The organism is Maribacter aquimarinus (assembly GCF_047345505.1).
In the GTDB taxonomy this organism is placed as follows: domain Bacteria; phylum Bacteroidota; class Bacteroidia; order Flavobacteriales; family Flavobacteriaceae; genus Maribacter.
Window position 1 is genome coordinate 1 of record NZ_JBLFEO010000034.1, and the last position, 17,312, is coordinate 17,312.

A 17,312-nucleotide genomic window follows, 5' to 3' on the forward strand; every position below is an offset into this window, starting at 1 on the left:
CGTACTGCCGGATCATCCCGATGATCTGGCTCTCTGTAAACTTGCTTTTTTTCATTGTCCCAAAATTTAAAGTTACTCATTTTCCCATTTTAGAGCACTCCGGATTTTGGGGTAGCTTTCAGTTACAAAAATCTTTTTAAAGGAATGTCAGATATTCAAAAGGAAGAGATTGAACGTTATACCAATGAAATTTTGAAAGGATCGATATTTGATTTTTTAAGGATTTTTGAGGAAAACGAGCAATTCAAAATAATTTACCAAGAAAACGGGAAACAGGTAAATCTTGTAGAGATAAGTGAAATGCTAAAGGCAGAACCCATAATTGAAAACGGTTGGATCGCCCGTTTTAGCAAAGAAGTAAAAGATGATGAGATGATCTAAAATCATTGTTTACAAAGGGGCCAAGTAAAAACTTGGCCTTTTTTATTCAAAAAACATGGAAGCATGCATGGCTAGCCGGGACATCTTGCTTATGCCAATATTGTGAGTGGGCACAAGAAATTTTGCCTAATGATACGCATCGTTCGATATGCTACTGGGTACGATCGTGACGGTTGCAACAGCAGGCGCCTCTTGCCGCTGGACAATGACTTTTACATGATCGTGAAACGGGATTGATCGCCCCTGCCACCTCCCTGGCTATTTCCAGTTGTGCCCGCTGAGCTTCAGGGCGGCAATGACAATGTCCTTTCTACTGATCTGGCCCACCAATATGTCGTTTTTCATCACCGGGAGGCGGCGCCTGTGGTGGGTGTCAAAAATACGGGCAGCATCAAAGATGGTCATGTCATGCGGAATGCTGTCTATTTCCCTGCTCATAAAACGTTCTACCCTCTTGTCCAGAATGGGAAGGTTAAAATAGCGACTCTCCGAAATCTGTTTCATACAGTCGGCCTCGGAGACCATACCCACCAAAAACCCATTGCTGTCCAACACCGGCCCTCCGGAAATGCGGTGTTTCGCAAAGGCCTCCATCACCTCCAAGATGGACTGTTCCGGTCTAAAGCTCACCAATTTTGTGCTCATATAGTCCGAGACCAATATGGGCGCTACAAACTCTTTTTTCTCAGTACTGCGCTTGCCTTGAAAGCTCTTGATACCCATACTATTTTGTTTTAAAGGTTGATTACTAAAGATAGGCAAAAATTATCAATTCCATAAAAAAGAACAGTACCGGTCATTGAGGACGCAATATTTTATATTTTTAGGGCACATCCAGACCTTATGAAAAAGACAGCCACCGTACTGACCCTGTTGCTCCTCATCTTGGCCACGTATTGGAGCTACCGATCGGAAACCCCCACCTACCGGCCGGATCGGGAAGCGGCGCAAGACCAGTTTTCCACCGATCGAGCCCTTGGCCACGTGGAGGCCATGTCCAAAGCACCGCATGCCGTGGGTTTTGCGGCCCACGCCAAGGTGCGCAAGTACATTGCCAATAGCCTGGAGGACATGGGCCTTACCGTGAGCTTCCAAGAAGGCCACACCGTGGGCGATTGGGGCAACTACAGTAAGGCCACCAACATCTTGGCCCGCATAAAGGGCAGTGAAAAGGGAAAGGCGCTGATGCTGATGAGCCACTATGACAGCAGCCCACATTCCTCTTTCGGCGCCAGCGATGCCGCCAGTGGCGTGGCCACCATTTTAGAGGGCATACGTGCCTTCAAGGCCCAAGGCACCCAACCCAAGAACGATATCATCATCCTCATCACGGATGCCGAGGAACTCGGGCTCAACGGGGCAGACCTCTTTGTAAAGCAGCACCCCTGGGCCAAGGAGGTGGGCCTGGTGCTCAATTTCGAGGCCCGGGGCAGTGGCGGCCCCAGCTACATGCTCTTGGAGACCAACCGCGGCAATGCCACCCTGATCCGTGAGTTCACCGAGGCCAACCCAAAATTTCCCGTGGCCAATTCCCTGGTGTACAGCCTGTACAAAATGCTGCCCAATGATACCGATCTTACCGTTTTTCGTGAGCAGGCAGACATAGAAGGCTTCAACTTTGCCTTTGTGGACGACCATTTTGACTACCACACGGCCATGGACACCCATGAACGGTTGGACCGCAACACCTTGGCGCACCAAGGCAGCTATCTCATGCCGCTCTTAAAGCACTTCTCCCAAAGCGATCTGGGCAACGTAAAAAGTTTGAGCGACAATGTCTATTTCAACATGCCCTTCTTTGGCATGGTCTCCTACCCCTTTCATTGGATCATGCCCATGCTCTTGCTTGGCTTTTTGGCCTTCTTTCTTATCCTGTTCCTCGGTTTTAAGAAAAAAGCACTCAGTGCCAGGGATGTGCTCAAGGGCTTTGTGCCCATGCTCGTGGCCTTGGCGGTGAACGGGACCGTGGGCTATTTTTCCTGGTCGGCCTTGACCTGGATGTATCCGGATTACCAAGATATGCTGCACGGCTTCACCTATAACGGCCACGCCTATATCCTGGCCTTTGTCCTCTTTTCGGTGGGCAGCTGTTTCTATGCCTACCACAAATTCCAGGTGGTGAAAACGCCAAACTTCTTGGTGGCGCCCTTGCTGCTGTGGCTGGTGATCTGCTCGGGGGCGGCCCTGTACCTAAAAGGAGCCTCGTTTTTTATTGTGCCGGTCTATGCCGCCCTGACCGCCTTCCATATTTCCCTGCACCAAAAAAACCCCAACCCCTACCTATTGCTCTTTTTGGGACTCCCCGCACTGTTTGTCCTGGCCCCTTTTATACGCATGCTTCCCGTGGGACTGGGCCTGAAGATGATGGTGGCCACCACGCTCTTGGTGACCCTGACCTTCTTTTTGCTCCTGCCCCTGTTCCTAAAATACCGCAACAAAAGGGCGTTGGGGCTCTTGGCCGGACTCTTGGCCCTGGGCTTTTTGGTATCGGCCCACATGCAGTCCGGTTTTGACCCCGATCGGCCAAAGCCCAGTAGCCTGCTCTATGTCTTGGATTCCGATACCGGCAGTGCCCAATGGGCCACGTACGAAAAACAGCTCTCTACCTGGACGCAGCCCTTTTTTGAGGAAGGCACTTCACCAGCCGGGTCCTTGGGCAAAACAACCATTAGCAGCAAATACGGCAGTGGCTTCAGTTATGTGGCCCAAGCACCGCCCAAACAAATTGCCCCGCCCTTGATCACGGTGGAACGGGACACCGTGGTGGGCAATGTACGGGTGGTGGACCTGTGCATCATGCCACAACGCCCGGTAAACCGGCTGGAGGTCTTTTCGGAAGGTGCAAGCATACAGGCCGCCACCGTGAACAAACTTCCCTTGTCCGAGCACTATCTGAAGAACAGAAGGGGCAATAGACTGGTAACGCACTACATCTCGGACAACGCCTACACCGAGCTGTCCCTTACCCTGGAGGCCAACACACCCTTGGAACTTACCCTGTACGAAGCCTCCAACAACCTCTTGACCCACGATGCTTTTAGTGTGCCCCAACGGCCAGAAGACATCATCCCCATGCCCTTTGTGCTGAACGATGCCGTGCTCACCATTAAAAAAATAACACTTTGAGCACCACCATTGGCATTATGGGCTGCGGATGGCTGGGACTGCCCCTGGCCAAAGAATTGTTGCACCAGGGGTACGCGGTGAAGGGCACCACCACTTCGGCCGAAAAATTGGCCCTGCTGCAAAAAGAGGGGATTGTACCTGCTTTAATAAAACTCACGGAAAAAGGCATTCAGGGAGATATGGCCACGTTCATCGCAGACGTTTCCGTGCTGGTCGTGAACGTCCCGCCCGGACTGCGTGGCAAAGCGAAACCGGAAAACTATGTGGCAAAAATGGGGCAGCTGGTCCGCAGCCTGGAAAACACCAAGGTAAAAAAGGTGCTCTTTGTGAGCAGCACCTCTGTCTATGGCGATGCCACGGGAACCGTGACCGAAGAAACCGTTCCGGTGCCCAGCACGGCCTCGGGCAAACAGCTGCTGGAAGCGGAGAAGGTATTCCGGGAAGAAACGGACTGGGCCACCACGGTGTTGCGGTTTGGCGGCCTCATTGGACCCGACCGGCACCCGGTACGCCAATTGGCCGGACGTGAGGGCCTGGCCAACGGAAACGACCCGGTGAACCTCATACACCTGGACGATTGCCTGGGCATCATGGCATCCGTGATCACACAAAACATATGGAACACCACTTTGAACGGAGTGTACCCGGCACACCCAAAAAAGCGGGACTACTACGGAAAGATGGCCCAAAAACTGGGCCTTGAGCCGCCAAAATATGGCATGGCCGCCAAAAGCAACGCCAAAAAGGTGCGCAGTTGTAAGTATTTTCTATTAAACACGTATGTTTATAAAACTAAAATAGAAACCTAAAATAGTGTTAACTCGATGAAATACGCAATAAATTAACATTTATGGCCGTTAGTATATAGTTGATTTAAAATTGTTTAGCCTTTTTCGCAGTTTAAAGGTCCTGACATAAAAAAATGGAAACTATGAAAAATACCAATGTGGGGCGCAAGATTTTTACCGAGTTGGACCATCTTATTGCATTGAGCACCAAACACCCCAAAAGATTCAAGAGATTTGAACGTTTGCACGTGGCACTCCTCAAGAAGTACTACAAGGCAACGGATGTGGAAATGGACTATCACAGAAACCGGGTAAAAATGAACATTGTGATGGACGAAAATGCCTTTTCCCACAAAAAAGTGGTCACCGACCTGGAGGTGTTGCCCACCAATATGATCTATGCCAATTTAAGGCAGTTCTTGACCTCTTGCATAGACACCAATGACCAAAATTTGGGCTTCTACGCGCGGTTGCTTCGCTCTTTCTCCAATAAAGGGGCGGCTCTGGAAATGGCCTGAGACGGACTACAAAGACAAAAAAACCGCTTGGAACACATCCAAGCGGTTTTTTGTTTTTGGATTCGGCTGAAACGGATGGATGCCCTTGTCCGAAAATCGGGCCATTCTGCCATCCGAGGTTTTCCGTGCCGTACCCATTGGTTTTAAACCCAAAACAGGCACGGGAAAAAGGAGTACCGTCCGAGCTACTGCGAACATTGCCGCTGCGCTACTTTTTTACGAGGTAACCATAGCGGTGCCATGCTAAAATCGACACAACCCCAGTATTCATTGTATCCCAAACCTTCATAACGAAGTCCCAATACCTAATTTGGCTTAAACCCAGGTTAAGCAATAGAAATTCCATTACGGCTGTAAATCCCTTCAAAATCAATCGTTGCACTGACTTTTGCTCACTCACCGTAGCGATGGCTACGCCTCAATCGCAAAAGTCTTGATTTTATTGGGCTTTACACCCTCACCACGAAAGTCTACTGCATAATCTGGGTTAAACCTACCCCCAAAAAGGCCATTTAATACATTCCTTAACAGCTTCCTTTAAAATATTTTAATAGTTTAGCGCACTTTTAAATTATGTTCTTATAAAATGAGCCGCAACAATACTGGATACCAACCAATATGTTGCTTGGCGAATGACACCCGCCTGAAACGGAACGGGCAGGTCTGACCTTTAAAAACAAATAAATAACAACAGATGAAACGATTTCTCTTGGCAGTGGCCCTAATGGGCAGTCTAAGCACTTTTGCACAGACCCAATCGGATTTATTGAAGCATTATGAGGATTTTTACTATCAAATGCGGATGCAGGGCGATGTGGACGGCATCATAAACGCCCTTACCCATCTCCATGTGCTGGCCCCGTCCCAGGCAAGGTTGGACACCTTGGCCTATATCTATGCAGATGACAATAGACACATGCAGGCCCTGAACACCATTGGCATTGAAAAGAAGGCCACGGACTCCGATCTGGCCGTGCAGGTGAAAGCCATCTCCCTAAAGGCCATTAACCAGCCAAAACGGGCCCTGGAGCATTTTGAAGTACTGTACCAAAGAAACCCAAATGCCTATTTGGCCTACGAACTGGCGGATCTTAAGATACAGACCGGGGACAATACCGGGGCGCTCACCAATATAGAATACGGCATTGCCAATGCCAAGGACGATATGAAATATGCCTTCTACGAGCGGCAACAGCCCTACGAAGTGCCATTGAAAGCGGCTTTCCTTCACCTTAAGGGCCTGGTGCAGTTCAATACGGACAAGGAGAACATTGACGCGGCGGTGGCTTTCATGGACGAGGCCCTTGCCATTGAACCCAATTTTAACCTTGCCGGACTTAGCAAGCAGGCCTTGTTGTCCAGGAAGGAAAAGGCGGCAGAGGAAAACAAAGAGGAGTAAGCCCCACCAAAATAAGAAGTACCGCAACAGCACTATGGAACCCCGGCGAAACGTCGGGGTTCTTTTTGCCCTGCCACGCATGATCCAAAATGTAATACCATTTCCCAATGGAAAATAAGCCGATAAATGGTTTCTTTTTTCGCCCTACTTCAACATAAAAATAAGCCGTAGCTCGGCTATGCCTGATTTTTCTTTTTCGCAGGCCAAAAAAATAATTCCATTTCTATGGCTGCATTTCAAACGAGAACTGGTACAACATCTTTATGGGCCACACGCAATTTCTTTTAGGTAAACGCCGGCAGATGCCATCCCTCAATCAGGGGCCCGGGCAGCGGGCCACCTCCCAGAAGGACTAAGGCACCACACTGTCCTTTTTCATCTGCATGCCCTCTTGGATGAGCTCGTCCGGAAGCACATAGTTCACCATAATGTTGAACTGGGATCGCAGGTCATTGAAGGCCTCGATCAACTGCTTTATGGACGCTTCGGGGTTCTGGCGGTAGATTAGATCGCCCTTGACCTTCAAAATAAAGGTTTTTACCACCTTTTGCCGGCCCTTGACCTGGGGTGCATTGAAGCGTTCCGGATATTCAGAGGCCTCCAAGGCCTTTTGTTTTTCCACCAGATCGTCCACCACCAGCACAAAATCTTCGCGGTATTCGGTATCATAGATGCGGTTGAAACCGGCCTCGAAATCCTTATAGGCCTGCCAGTTTTCCAGTTCTTGCCGTGCCTTTGCGTTCACCGTTCCCAACTTGGGCAGGTCCGCGGGGGCCACTTCCCATCCCGAATCTGCCAACTGTTCCGTATCCCTTGGGGCATCGGCACAACCGAACAGGAACGTAAAAACCAAAATGGAGCGCACTGCTTTTTGCATGGAACGAAGGTACACATTTTAAGAAAAGGTATCTTTGCGCCGCATTCCATTTAACTTTCATTTTGTATGGACAAGTACATCCTTATCATTGGTGCCTGCGGGCAAATAGGCACGGAGCTTACCCTGGCCCTGCGGGCCAAGTACGGCAATGAGCGCGTCATTGCCAGCGATATCCGTGAAGGACAGGCTTCCCTGATGGGTTCCGGACCCTTTGAGCTTTTGGATGCCACGGACACCAATGCCCTGGAAGAGGTGGTGGCCTACTACGAGATCAACGAGGTGTACCTTATGGCCGCCATGCTCAGTGCCACGGCAGAGAAGTTTCCCATGCGGGCCTGGAACCTGAACATGAGCTCCCTCTTCAACGTGCTAAACCTGGGCAAGGAGCGGAAAATAGAGAAAATCTTCTGGCCCAGCAGCATCGCGGTCTTTGGGCCCAATACCCCTAAGGAGAACACCCCACAGCACACCATCATGGAGCCCAGTACGGTGTACGGTATAAGCAAGCAGTCCGGCGAACGTTGGTGCGAATACTACTTTAACAAATTTGGGGTGGATGTGCGAAGCCTGCGCTATCCGGGCCTCATCAGCTGGAAAACGATGCCGGGCGGCGGCACCACCGACTACGCCGTGGAAATATACCACAAGGCCCTGGAAGAGAACCATTATTCCTGCTTTCTGGAAGAAGGCACCGCCCTGCCCATGATGTTCATGGACGATGCCATCCGGGCCACCATACAGCTTATGGAAGCGGACACGGCCAAGGTAAGGCTCCGATCTTCCTATAACTTGGGGGCCATGAGCTTTACCCCAGAAGAGATGGCCAACAGTATCCGGGAACACCTGCCCCATTTTACCATGGCCCATGCCCCCGATTTTAGACAGGCCATTGCCAATTCTTGGCCAGCCAACATTGACGATACCCCCGCCAGGGAAGATTGGGGCTGGCGGCCCAAGTACGACCTCAAGGCCACGACCATGGAAATGTTGGCCAGGTTACGGGACAAGAAAGCGCGCTAAGGCCCTTATCTTTTCTGCAGCCACCGGTATTCCACAAAGGCAAATTGCTTGCCGTCCGGAGACCATGAAGGCACGTTCATGCTGCCCTGCCCCCCAATAAAGGTGTACAGGGTACGGGTCTTTCCCGTGGCCATGTCGTACAACCGCAAAGCCACCTCTTTCATGGGCGGGTGGGCGCTCCCCTGATCTTTTAGGTACGCTAGGTAAACGAGCTGCCCGCCGTTTGGCGAAACATGGGGAAACCAATTGGAATAACCGTCATGGGTCAACCGTACCGCATTGCTGCCGTTCACGTCCATGCGCCAAAGCTCCATGGACCCCGAGTCCATGGCGTTGTAATAGATGTGGCGGCCATCTGCGGAGAACTCCGGACCGTCCGATAGGCCGGGCGTATGGGTTAGTTGCACTTCCGGACCGCCCACCACCGGCACCACAAAAATATTGAAGCTGCCGTTGCGCTTTGCCGTGTAGGCGAGCATCTTCCCGTCTGGCGACCATCCGTGCAAAAAGGAGGGCACGTTCCGCGTAACGCGCACAGGGTCGCCTCCGGTAATGGGCACCGTAAAAATACAGGAGGTGAGCCAGCCCTCAGGGCCGTCTTCCAGATTATGGCTCAGGGCAATGGTCTTCCCGTCGGGGGAAATGACGTGGTCGTTGTTGCACCGCACCGCACTGCCGGTGTCCAAGAGCTGTTTCTTGCCGTCCAGGAACACCTTGTACAGGCGCCCGCCTTGGTTAATGATGAAAAAACGCCCGTCCAAGCTCCAATTGGGTGCTTCAAAATGGGCATCTTCGGCCAAAATGACCCGACGCTCGCCGGTCTCCACATGAAAGGTCTGCAGAATGGAACGCACCCCATCTTGCGACCAAGTCCCTTGCGTGGCCAAGGCCATCATCCCCACTGCCAAAGCTCCAACTATGTTGTTCTTCATTCAAAAAAGATACAAATTATTCCTGTCCACATCGGCCCATCGACCAAAAAACCTACCCCCTGCCCCATCATTTGGCTTGGCCACAGCCAGCTCCAAAAGACCAACACCCTGCCCATTGGTGGGAAAAAACAAGGGCACACCCACCTTTGGGCCATGGAGGCTCCTGGCGTAAGCGGCACACAAACAAGGTTTTGGCAAGGAAATTGTTGCATGGGATGCCCCCAGTCCCTAATTTTGATGTATTAAAAGGAAAAAAATGAACACGTTTGGAAACGTATTGCTTGTCTTTATGACCGTGGCCATCACCACGGCCTTCACTGCGCCCCCGACCGAACAACGTGGCAAGAACCCAGGTGACATCGTAGGGGTCTGGATGCCCAGCGAAGGCACGGCCTACATTAAGATCTTCAAGGAAAAAGGCAAGGAGAAATACCACGGAAAAATCGTTTGGCTCAAGGAACCCAATGACGAAGCCGGAAAGCCAAAGACAGATCCGGACGGAAAGGCCATTTTAAACATGCTCAACCTAAGGGACTTTGTCTTTGAGGATGGGGAATGGGTGGATGGCACCATTTATGACCCCAAAACGGGCAACACCTACTACAGCAGTATTGAGATGGTGAACAAGAACAAACTGGAGGTACGTGGGTCCTTAGATCCCTTTGGCCTTGTGGGCCGCACGGACACTTGGGTGCGCATGAAGACCAAATAAGCCCCAAATGACAAAACATCTTTTAGCATGCCTTTTCTTTTTCCTGATATGCCCTTGGGCCATAAAGGCGCAGGACGAGCCGCCCATTGAGGAAGAAGGGGAAGAGGAAGTGGATTATGCCAACTTGGTGCAGACCATGGAAAACAAGGCCTTTGCCACCTCCCGTATTGTGGGGCAACTGCCCGTAAAAATCTTTAGCCTTGGCTACGACCTACAGACCCGGCACACATTGGAACCAGCTGCATTTGCCCCTGGGATGGCCGCGGGCGAAAGCACCATTAACAGTGCCCGGGGACTGCGTTTGGGCATTAATTATCCGGTATATTCCAAAAATAATTTTTTGCTAAATCTTGGGCTCAACTATGCCGCGACCCAATATTCCTTTACGCAGAACACCACCATGGCCAGCCACCCCTTGGCACAGGCCCTGGAAAACAACGGACTAAAAACCTTGGGGTTCACGGCCACCGGATTTAAACCCTTGGACAGTAGGCGTTATCTCATTTTCCAGTTCGGGGCCAACCTTAACGGGGACTACAGCTTCAGCAACATGCAATCCTTGAAATACACCCGTTACAGTGGCGCGGCCATATATGGCATTAAAGCCAACGAAAGGAAAATGTGGGGCCTGGGCATTAGCCGTACCTATCTGGGCGGATCACTGAACTACCTGCCCGTGTACTATATGCTGTACACTGCCAAGAACGAAAAATGGGGCCTGGAAATGTTGCTGCCCGCCCGGTTTCAGTACCGCCGTAACATCAATGACAAAAATCTGTTGACCATGGGTTGGGAGATCGAGGGGAACACCTACCGGATAAACAATGATCAAAACCAGTACAACCTGCCCTACAACGATATGGAATTGAGAAGGTCCGAACTGCGGTTTCGCATGGGCTGGGAACACGCCCTGAGCAACCAAATATGGCTTTCTGCCCAGGCAGGCTACCGTTACAATTGGTCGTTTGACCTGGATCGGGGCGATTTTTTCAGGCCTTTTGGAGACGATACGCCCTTCTTGGCCGAAAACGACCTTGGGAATCCGGCCTATTTCAACCTCTCCCTGAACTGGGTGAGCCCTTGATCTCTTGGGTCGGTGTAAAACGGTACAAAGACCGCCGGGGGCACCCTGGGTACCGGCCAGACGGCACTAAGGCAGTTGATGTCGTTCAAAAAAAGACCACATCAAGTCACTGGCGCTGAACTGTGTGCTCATTTCCACACTGGGCAGAGATTGCCCTCCCGGCCAGGAATGACCTCCGTCACGACTCACGTACCACTCGATCTCCGCACCGCCATCGCATGGCCCGTATCTAAAATGGTCATAACCGTCTTGGGCTGAAAAAACGAGCTCCACTGGGTCCGGGCAGTTGTAGTGGTCGGCCATTATGGCCATGGTCTCCTCCACGGAGGGAAAAATCAAATCTATGTTGGGGGCATCGGATGGCCCTCCGTTGTACGGGGCCGTGGTGTCTTGGTAGGAATGAAAATGGATAATGGGCACGTTGCGCTCAGGTTCAAAGGGAAAATCCTGCAAAACGCCGGCCACCGCACCCACCGCAGCAAAACGATCGGGGTGTTCGTTGGCCAGCCGGTAGGCCATCTGGCCCCCGTTGGAAAAGCCCGCGGCATAGACCCGCTTGCCATCCACGCCCAAGGTCTGCTCCAAGGTGTCCAAAAGGTCCATGATAAAACCTACATCGTCCGTATTGAGCAGGGTGGCACCGGGACAACAGTTGCCGGCGTTCCAGGTTCTAAAACCCAAGGTTTCCACCCCCTCCGGATAGACCAGGATAAATTTTTCCCGATCGGACAGTTGGGACATCTGGGACTGGGCCGCAACGCCCTCGTAACCCAACCTCCCGCCACCGTGCATCATAAAGAGCAAGGGGTACTCCCGGTCTTCTCCATATCCTTCGGGCAAATGCACAAAATAGGTGCGCTCCTGCCCATTGACCATGATGCTCGCATAAAATTCCTTTTCGGGCACCCCGCCAGGGGCATCGTCATCTTCCGTATTGCAGCCGGCGCACAAGGCCAGCAGTACCAAACATAGGTACCATGTATTTGCTTTTGCCATCATTTTCCATGGGTATGTAAGATCCCTCTATGGAGAACGCAGCTAGGGCCCAATTATTATGGGGCGGGCGGCCCATTAGCTTCCGGTAAACCTCAGCTTTCGCTCTATGTCCAAGATCATTTCGTTGGCAATGTCCATACCGGTGGCGTTTTCTATGCCTTCCAGACCGGGAGACGAGTTCACCTCCAACAAGAGCGGGCCCTTGTTGGAGCGGATGATATCTACCCCCGCCACGGCCAGATTAAGCACCTTGGCCGCCTTGAGCGCCAGTTTTTTCTCTTGGCCCGTAATCTTTATGATGGATGCCTTGCCTCCCTGATGGATATTGGCCCGGAACTCCCCTTTTTGGGCCTGCCGCTGCATGGAGGCCACCACCTTGCCATTGATCACAAAACACCTAATGTCCTGCCCATTGGCCTCTTTTATGAACTCTTGTACCAGAATGTTGGTGTTTACGCTCTTAAAGGCATTGATGACGCTCTCGGCCGCCTTGTTGGTCTCGGCCAGGACCACGCCCTTACCCTGGGTGCTTTCCAACAGCTTAATGATCAGCGGCGCCCCGTTGACCATCCTGATCAGGTCCTTGGTGTCCATGGGGCTTTTGGCAAAGCCGGTTATGGGAATGTGGATGTCGTTCTTGGAAAAGAGCTGTGAGGCAAACAGCTTGTCCCGAGATTGGGCTATGGATTCCGCCGGGTTCTGGCAATAGACCCCCAGGTTTTGGAACTGCCGTATCAAGGCACAGCCATAAAAGGTGATGGCCGGTTTTATCCTGGGGATGACGGCATCGAACTCGTTGAGGATGTTTCCTCCCCGGTAGCGGATTTCGGGCGAGTGCGCATCCAACTTCATGTAGGCGTGCTCCACGTTCAAAAAGACCATTTCGTGCCCACGGGCCTGGGCCGCCTCCATGATGCGCTTATTGCTGTACAGGTCTGGGTTGCTGGCCAAGAGTGCGATCTTTAGGCCCGTTTTCTCTTTGTAGAAGGGCCGGTACATCAATTCTATGGCGGCATCGGTGAAGGCCTTGACCTTAAAGCTTTCTGCCGGGTTTACCACATAACGGCCAATCAGGGCCTCGCGCCCCAACAGCATCCTGAATTCCATGGTGTCCCTACTGGCCAGGGTAAGCTCAATGCTAAACGTGTCCGTGCCCAAGGTCACCGAGGTGCTGATCACCAAACGCTCTTCCGATATCCCGGAAGAACTCTTTACCGTGCGCCGATCTACCAGACGGGCCTCGCAGCCAATGGCTATGCTACGGTTGTCCTGCAAGGGGTTCACTTCAAAACGAACCCACTCCTGACCGCCCTTGTTCACCATTTCTATGTTGGTGGCCTGTATGGACGAGGTCTTGGCACCGGAATCCACCCGTGCCTTGATGGCCGGAATGCCCAAGGCGCCAAACTGGCACCATTCCTCACTTCCTATCACTTTCAATTCTTTCATTCCATCTTACGTTTGTTTGGCCTTTTGGGGCGGCAAAGGCTTTGTGCCCCCGGCCAAAAGCCTTCATTTCTTCCGAAGCTCAAAGAGATCGGTTCTTCTGTCCTTGAGGTTGCGCACGGCCCCGAACTGATTGAGTTCCCTGAGGAGGTCAATGTCCACATCGGCAATCAATATCATTTCCGTATTGGGCGTGGCCTCTGCCTTTATGCCATTGGTGGGAAAGGAAAAGTCGCAGGGCGTGAACACCATGGACTGCGCAAACTGTATGTCCATGTTCTGCACGTTGGGCAAATTGCCCACACTACCGGCAATGGCCACATAGCACTCGTTCTCTATGGCCCTGGCCTGGGCACAGTGCCGCACCCTGGAATAGCCGTTCTGGGTATCGGTGAGAAAGGGGACAAACAGGATGTCCATGCCCTCATCGGCCAACAAGCGGCTCAGTTCCGGAAATTCCGAATCGTAACAGATGAGCACGCCTATCTTACCGCAGTCGGTATCAAAGGCCTTTAGCTGTGCCCCCCCTTGCATGCCCCACACCTTGGCCTCGTCCGGGGTCACGTGCAGCTTTTCGTACCGCTCCATGCTCCCGTCCCGGCGGCACAGATAGCCCACATTGTACAAACGGCCATTGATCATTTCGGGCATGCTCCCGGAAATGATGTTGATGTTGTGGGTGATGGAAAATTCAGAGAATTTTTGCACAATGGCCTCGGTGTGCTTGGCCAGTTCGCGTATGGCATCGGGTGTGGACAAATGGTTGTCCTTGGCCATCAACGGGGCATTGAAAAACTCGGGGAACAGGGCAAAATCCGATCTATATCCGGACACGGCATCTATAAAATACTCGGCCCGCTGCAACAGTTCTTCCAAATCCCCATAGGGGCGCATCTGCCATTGTATGAGCCCGAGACGAACGATCTTTTTCTTGGTGGCCGCCTTTTTGGTGGGTTTTTGATAATAGATATTGTCCCATTCCATTAAAATGGCAAACTCGTTGGACGCCCTATCGCCCGGCAAATAGCCTTTCATGACCTTGGCGGGATGAAAATCATTGCTGATCTGGAAATTGAGCACCGGATCCTGGATCTCCTTTCTGCGCACCTTGGCTATGTACTCTTTTGGGGTAAGTTCTTGGGCGTAGGTATGGTAATTGGGCATCCTGCCGCCAAAAACAATGCCCTTTAGGTTCAGTTTTTCGCAGAGTTCCTTCCGGTAATCGTACAATCTCCTGCCCAGGCGAAGCCCCCTGAACTGCGGTTTAATGAAGACCTCTATCCCGTAGAGCACGTCCCCGTCATGGCGGTGCGTGCCAAAGGAATAGTTGCCCGTGATCTCCTCGTAGGTGTGATCGTCATCGTACTGGTCATAATCCACGATAATGGAAAGGGCCACACCGGCAAGCTGCCCGTTTATCTTGATGACCACCTGCCCTTCCGGAAACTTCCCGATGAGGGCGGCAATATGGTTCTCCGTCCAGTAGGCCCCCGGCATGTTCGCATAAGCGGAGATCATGGCGGTTTTGAGTTCCTGATAATCATCAAGATCCAAAAATTTCAATTCTATATTTTCTATCTCCTCTATGTTCATCTGCGGGAATAAGGCGGGTTTGGGGGCGGGCAATGGGGGTCGGGGCACCAAGGTGGCCCGGCTCTTTTTGCCGCTGGGCCGTTGGGTGCGTGGGCGCCGTGCCAATGGTTATCCCTTGTTTTGGTGCGGTTCGGGGGCACTAATCCCCTTCATCTTCGTCATTGGCCAGCTCCTCTGGCGTGGGATCCACCACGGCGGTTGGGTCATCGTCATCAAAATCGGCATAGTCGGCCGCATCGTAGTTGCCCATCGTGTACTCCAGTTTTTCACTGATCTTAACCAGGTACTTGGTGTCTTCGGTGATCACCTCTACCGCCTCGATGCGCTCTCCCTTGGCGTTGCGGAAGGAAATGACATCGCTATCGCCGTACCCGTCCGGATACCGCTCCACGGTAAGCTTCAAGACTTCCGGGGTCAATTTCTTGAAATCGACGATGACTTTCTTTAAATGTGCGTGCTTGTCCATAATTACATGTCCAAAAGATACCCAAAAATTAACGGCGCCACAATAGTGGCATCACTTTCTATGATAAATTTTGGGGTGTCCACATCCAGTTTGCCCCAGGTGATCTTTTCATTGGGCACGGCACCCGAGTAGGACCCGTAGCTGGTGGTGCTGTCGCTGATCTGGCAAAAATAGCTCCAAAAGGGCGTGTTGGTGCGCTCCATGTCCTGGTACAGCATGGGCACCACGCAAATGGGGAAATCCCCGGCAATACCACCACCGATCTGAAAAAATCCGATGCCCCCCGAGGTGTCCGGGTTGGAGTTATGGGTGTACCAATCTGCCAAAAAGGTCATGTACTCTATGCCGGATTTCATGGTGCTGGCCTTAAGTTCGCCCTTTAACACGTAGGAAGCAAAGATGTTCCCCATGGTGCTGTCTTCCCATCCGGGGCAGATAATGGGCAGGTTTTTCTCCGCTGCGGCGTACATCCAGGAGTCCTTGAGGTCTATCTCATAGTACTGTTCCAGTGCTCCGGAAAGGAGCAGCTTGTACATGTACTCATGCGGCAGGTAGCGTTCTCCCTTGGCATCGGCATCCTTCCATATCTTTACAATGTGCTGCTGTATGCGGCGAAAGGCCTCCTCTTCGGGGATGCAGGTATCGGTGACCCTGTTCAGTCCTTTTTCCAAGAGGTCCCACTCGTCCTGTGGCGTCAAGTCCCTATAGTTGGGAACGCGCCTGTAGTGCGAATGTGCCACCAAGTTCATGATGTCCTCTTCCAAATTGGCCCCGGTACAGGAGATGATGTGCACCTTGTCCCTGCGGATCATTTCGGCAAAGATCTTGCCCAGTTCCGCGGTGCTCATGGCACCGGCCAGGGACACCAGCATCTTGGCGCCCTTGTTCAACTGTGCCTCGTATCCCTTTGCGGCATCCACCAGGGCAGCTGCGTTGAAATGCAGGAAATACTGCTCCATAAAACCGGAAATGGGTCCTTTAGTCTTGTTCATTTTCAAATTTTAAAGGGGTGTTTTTCTTGTTCTGCACATCATAGGTGCTCTCATATTCGTCATAAACGGCCTGTCCCTTGAATTTATAGCTCAGCATCTTGTAATACAGTTTTGCGGCCAAAAAGTCGCTGGACTTGTCCGTCTCCTTGGGGCACAGCTCCACGATATCAAAACCCACCACATTCTTTTCTTCAAAGACCTGTTTCAAGAAGTCCAGGGTCTCGTACCAGAGCAGCCCGCCCGGTTCCGGGGTTCCGGTGGCCGGCATGATAGAGGGGTCCAGCGCGTCCAGGTCAAAGGTAATGAACACATGATCCGTACAGGCTTCCAGGACCTTGTCCGTCCAATACTCGTCCATGACCATCTCCTGGGCAAAAAAGGTCTTCTCTTGGTCCATAAAGGTCTTTTCAAGGGCGTCCATGGACCGTATGCCCACTTGCACCAGATTGGTGGTTTTACTGGCCTCGTGAACCGCGCAGGCGTGATTGCAGCTGGTGCCCCCATAGGTTTCGCGCAGATCGGCATGGGCGTCTATGTGCAGCACCGTAAGGTCTTGGAAACATTCGTTGAAGGCGCGGATGCTGCCAATGGAGATGGAGTGCTCCCCACCGAACAGTGTCACAAACTTATTGCGCTTTATAAACTCCTTGGTGGTTTTGTGCACGGCGTTCACCATGGCCTCCGGACTGTTGTTTTCCGTTATGGCATCGGCCAGGTGTATGCCCTGCAAATAGACCTCCGTATCGGTCTCAATATCGTACAGCTCCATGTTTTCGGAGGCTTCCAAAAAGGCTTTGGGCCCTTTGTCCGCCCCTTTGCCCCAGGTGCTGGTGCCATCGTAGGGCACGGGGATCAAGACCACCTTTGAGGTCTCCAATTGTGCGAATTTGTCCGGGATGCCGGCATAATTCCTTTTTGTGCTCATTTTATTCTATGGTTTGTTTTGGTATGCTTTGTGGCCTTTTTTTTGCAGCGGAGGGGC

The 17,312-nt window shown here is 51.9% G+C and carries 17 protein-coding genes; 8 read left to right on the top strand and 9 right to left on the bottom strand.

Annotated features, from left to right (window positions below):
* Positions 1 to 144 precede the first annotated feature (144 nt).
* Positions 145 to 381, top strand: coding sequence for a hypothetical protein (locus ACKWCC_RS17325; protein ID WP_413997230.1), 237 nt, complete (start codon positions 145 to 147; stop codon positions 379 to 381).
* Positions 382 to 639: 258 nt separating this feature from the next.
* On the opposite strand, the gene ACKWCC_RS17330 is transcribed toward ACKWCC_RS17325, so the two are convergent.
* Positions 640 to 1,104: a CBS domain-containing protein gene (locus ACKWCC_RS17330; protein ID WP_413997231.1), complete on the bottom strand. Its 465-nt coding sequence runs from the start codon at positions 1,102 to 1,104 to the stop codon at positions 640 to 642.
* Between the two features lie 120 nt (positions 1,105 to 1,224).
* Here ACKWCC_RS17330 and ACKWCC_RS17335 point away from each other — a divergent pair, with 120 nt between their 5' ends.
* The 4 genes from ACKWCC_RS17335 (at position 1,225) to ACKWCC_RS17350 (ending at position 6,212) form a co-directional block, all read left to right on the top strand.
* Positions 1,225 to 3,507, top strand: coding sequence for a M20/M25/M40 family metallo-hydrolase (locus ACKWCC_RS17335; RefSeq protein ID WP_413997232.1), 2,283 nt, complete (start codon positions 1,225 to 1,227; stop codon positions 3,505 to 3,507).
* Positions 3,504 to 4,316 (top strand): SDR family oxidoreductase, encoded by an 813-nt coding sequence (locus ACKWCC_RS17340; protein ID WP_413997233.1) that lies wholly within the window; start codon positions 3,504 to 3,506, stop codon positions 4,314 to 4,316. Before ACKWCC_RS17335 ends, ACKWCC_RS17340 begins: the two co-directional genes overlap by 4 nt.
* Positions 4,317 to 4,438: 122 nt before the next feature.
* A complete protein-coding gene (locus ACKWCC_RS17345; protein ID WP_413997234.1) occupies positions 4,439 to 4,813 on the top strand; it encodes a hypothetical protein in 375 nt (124 codons plus the stop codon).
* 694 nt (positions 4,814 to 5,507) lie between these two features.
* Positions 5,508 to 6,212: a hypothetical protein gene (locus ACKWCC_RS17350; protein ID WP_413997235.1), complete on the top strand. Its 705-nt coding sequence runs from the start codon at positions 5,508 to 5,510 to the stop codon at positions 6,210 to 6,212.
* A 352-nt stretch (positions 6,213 to 6,564) separates the two neighbouring features.
* Here ACKWCC_RS17350 and ACKWCC_RS17355 read toward each other — a convergent pair whose 3' ends face one another.
* Positions 6,565 to 7,089, bottom strand: a complete 525-nt coding sequence (locus ACKWCC_RS17355) for a hypothetical protein (protein ID WP_413997236.1) — start codon at positions 7,087 to 7,089, stop codon at positions 6,565 to 6,567.
* A gap of 66 nt (positions 7,090 to 7,155) precedes the next feature.
* Between ACKWCC_RS17355 and ACKWCC_RS17360 the strand changes: the two genes are divergently transcribed.
* Positions 7,156 to 8,109 carry an NAD-dependent epimerase/dehydratase family protein gene (locus tag ACKWCC_RS17360; RefSeq protein ID WP_413997237.1) on the top strand — a complete coding sequence of 318 codons (954 nt, stop codon included), beginning with the start codon at positions 7,156 to 7,158 and terminating at the stop codon, positions 8,107 to 8,109.
* Positions 8,110 to 8,114: 5 nt separating this feature from the next.
* On the opposite strand, the gene ACKWCC_RS17365 is transcribed toward ACKWCC_RS17360, so the two are convergent.
* Complete coding sequence (locus ACKWCC_RS17365) at positions 8,115 to 9,041, bottom strand: TolB family protein (RefSeq protein WP_413997238.1); 927 nt, start codon at positions 9,039 to 9,041, stop codon at positions 8,115 to 8,117.
* Between the two features lie 256 nt (positions 9,042 to 9,297).
* Here ACKWCC_RS17365 and ACKWCC_RS17370 point away from each other — a divergent pair, with 256 nt between their 5' ends.
* Both ACKWCC_RS17370 and ACKWCC_RS17375 read left to right on the top strand, forming a co-directional pair.
* Positions 9,298 to 9,753, top strand: coding sequence for a DUF2147 domain-containing protein (locus tag ACKWCC_RS17370; protein WP_413997239.1), 456 nt, complete (start codon positions 9,298 to 9,300; stop codon positions 9,751 to 9,753).
* A 7-nt stretch (positions 9,754 to 9,760) separates the two neighbouring features.
* Positions 9,761 to 10,837, top strand: coding sequence for a hypothetical protein (locus tag ACKWCC_RS17375; protein WP_413997240.1), 1,077 nt, complete (start codon positions 9,761 to 9,763; stop codon positions 10,835 to 10,837).
* 66 nt (positions 10,838 to 10,903) lie between these two features.
* Here the strand turns inward: ACKWCC_RS17375 and ACKWCC_RS17380 are convergent, their stop codons facing one another.
* From ACKWCC_RS17380 to speB, 6 genes are all read right to left on the bottom strand, one after another.
* The gene (locus ACKWCC_RS17380) at positions 10,904 to 11,836 is read right to left on the bottom strand and encodes a CE1 family esterase (protein WP_413997241.1); all 933 of its coding nucleotides are present in this window, start codon (positions 11,834 to 11,836) and stop codon (positions 10,904 to 10,906) included.
* 72 nt (positions 11,837 to 11,908) lie between these two features.
* On the bottom strand, positions 11,909 to 13,282 hold the full coding sequence (gene rimK / locus ACKWCC_RS17385; protein WP_413997242.1) for a 30S ribosomal protein S6--L-glutamate ligase: 1,374 nt from the start codon (positions 13,280 to 13,282) through the stop codon (positions 11,909 to 11,911).
* 63 nt (positions 13,283 to 13,345) lie between these two features.
* The gene (locus tag ACKWCC_RS17390; RefSeq protein ID WP_413997243.1) at positions 13,346 to 14,872 is read right to left on the bottom strand and encodes a bifunctional GNAT family N-acetyltransferase/carbon-nitrogen hydrolase family protein; all 1,527 of its coding nucleotides are present in this window, start codon (positions 14,870 to 14,872) and stop codon (positions 13,346 to 13,348) included.
* A gap of 139 nt (positions 14,873 to 15,011) precedes the next feature.
* Complete coding sequence (locus ACKWCC_RS17395; protein ID WP_413997244.1) at positions 15,012 to 15,338, bottom strand: hypothetical protein; 327 nt, start codon at positions 15,336 to 15,338, stop codon at positions 15,012 to 15,014.
* 2 nt (positions 15,339 to 15,340) lie between these two features.
* Entirely contained in the window at positions 15,341 to 16,330 is a 990-nt protein-coding gene (locus ACKWCC_RS17400; protein WP_413997245.1) for a deoxyhypusine synthase family protein, read from the bottom strand.
* Positions 16,317 to 17,255: an agmatinase gene (gene speB / locus ACKWCC_RS17405; RefSeq protein ID WP_413997246.1), complete on the bottom strand. Its 939-nt coding sequence runs from the start codon at positions 17,253 to 17,255 to the stop codon at positions 16,317 to 16,319. The genes ACKWCC_RS17400 and speB overlap by 14 nt, the downstream gene beginning before the upstream one ends.
* Positions 17,256 to 17,312 lie beyond the last annotated feature (57 nt).

Bases quoted from the DNA above. Each gene is read 5' to 3' on its own strand.
- ACKWCC_RS17325 (WP_413997230.1), top strand. From the start codon at position 145: ATGTCAGATATTCAAAAGGAAGAGATTGAACGTTATACCAATGAAATT.
- ACKWCC_RS17330 (WP_413997231.1), bottom strand. From the start codon at position 1,104: ATGGGTATCAAGAGCTTTCAAGGCAAGCGCAGTACTGAGAAAAAAGAG.
- ACKWCC_RS17335 (WP_413997232.1), top strand. From the start codon at position 1,225: ATGAAAAAGACAGCCACCGTACTGACCCTGTTGCTCCTCATCTTGGCC.
- ACKWCC_RS17345 (WP_413997234.1), top strand. From the start codon at position 4,439: ATGAAAAATACCAATGTGGGGCGCAAGATTTTTACCGAGTTGGACCAT.
- ACKWCC_RS17350 (WP_413997235.1), top strand. From the start codon at position 5,508: ATGAAACGATTTCTCTTGGCAGTGGCCCTAATGGGCAGTCTAAGCACT.
- ACKWCC_RS17355 (WP_413997236.1), bottom strand. From the start codon at position 7,089: ATGCAAAAAGCAGTGCGCTCCATTTTGGTTTTTACGTTCCTGTTCGGT.
- ACKWCC_RS17360 (WP_413997237.1), top strand. From the start codon at position 7,156: ATGGACAAGTACATCCTTATCATTGGTGCCTGCGGGCAAATAGGCACG.
- ACKWCC_RS17365 (WP_413997238.1), bottom strand. From the start codon at position 9,041: ATGAAGAACAACATAGTTGGAGCTTTGGCAGTGGGGATGATGGCCTTG.
- ACKWCC_RS17370 (WP_413997239.1), top strand. From the start codon at position 9,298: ATGAACACGTTTGGAAACGTATTGCTTGTCTTTATGACCGTGGCCATC.
- ACKWCC_RS17375 (WP_413997240.1), top strand. From the start codon at position 9,761: ATGACAAAACATCTTTTAGCATGCCTTTTCTTTTTCCTGATATGCCCT.
- ACKWCC_RS17380 (WP_413997241.1), bottom strand. From the start codon at position 11,836: ATGATGGCAAAAGCAAATACATGGTACCTATGTTTGGTACTGCTGGCC.
- rimK (WP_413997242.1), bottom strand. From the start codon at position 13,282: ATGAAAGAATTGAAAGTGATAGGAAGTGAGGAATGGTGCCAGTTTGGC.
- ACKWCC_RS17390 (WP_413997243.1), bottom strand. From the start codon at position 14,872: ATGAACATAGAGGAGATAGAAAATATAGAATTGAAATTTTTGGATCTT.
- ACKWCC_RS17395 (WP_413997244.1), bottom strand. From the start codon at position 15,338: ATGGACAAGCACGCACATTTAAAGAAAGTCATCGTCGATTTCAAGAAA.
- ACKWCC_RS17400 (WP_413997245.1), bottom strand. From the start codon at position 16,330: ATGAACAAGACTAAAGGACCCATTTCCGGTTTTATGGAGCAGTATTTC.
- speB (WP_413997246.1), bottom strand. From the start codon at position 17,255: ATGAGCACAAAAAGGAATTATGCCGGCATCCCGGACAAATTCGCACAA.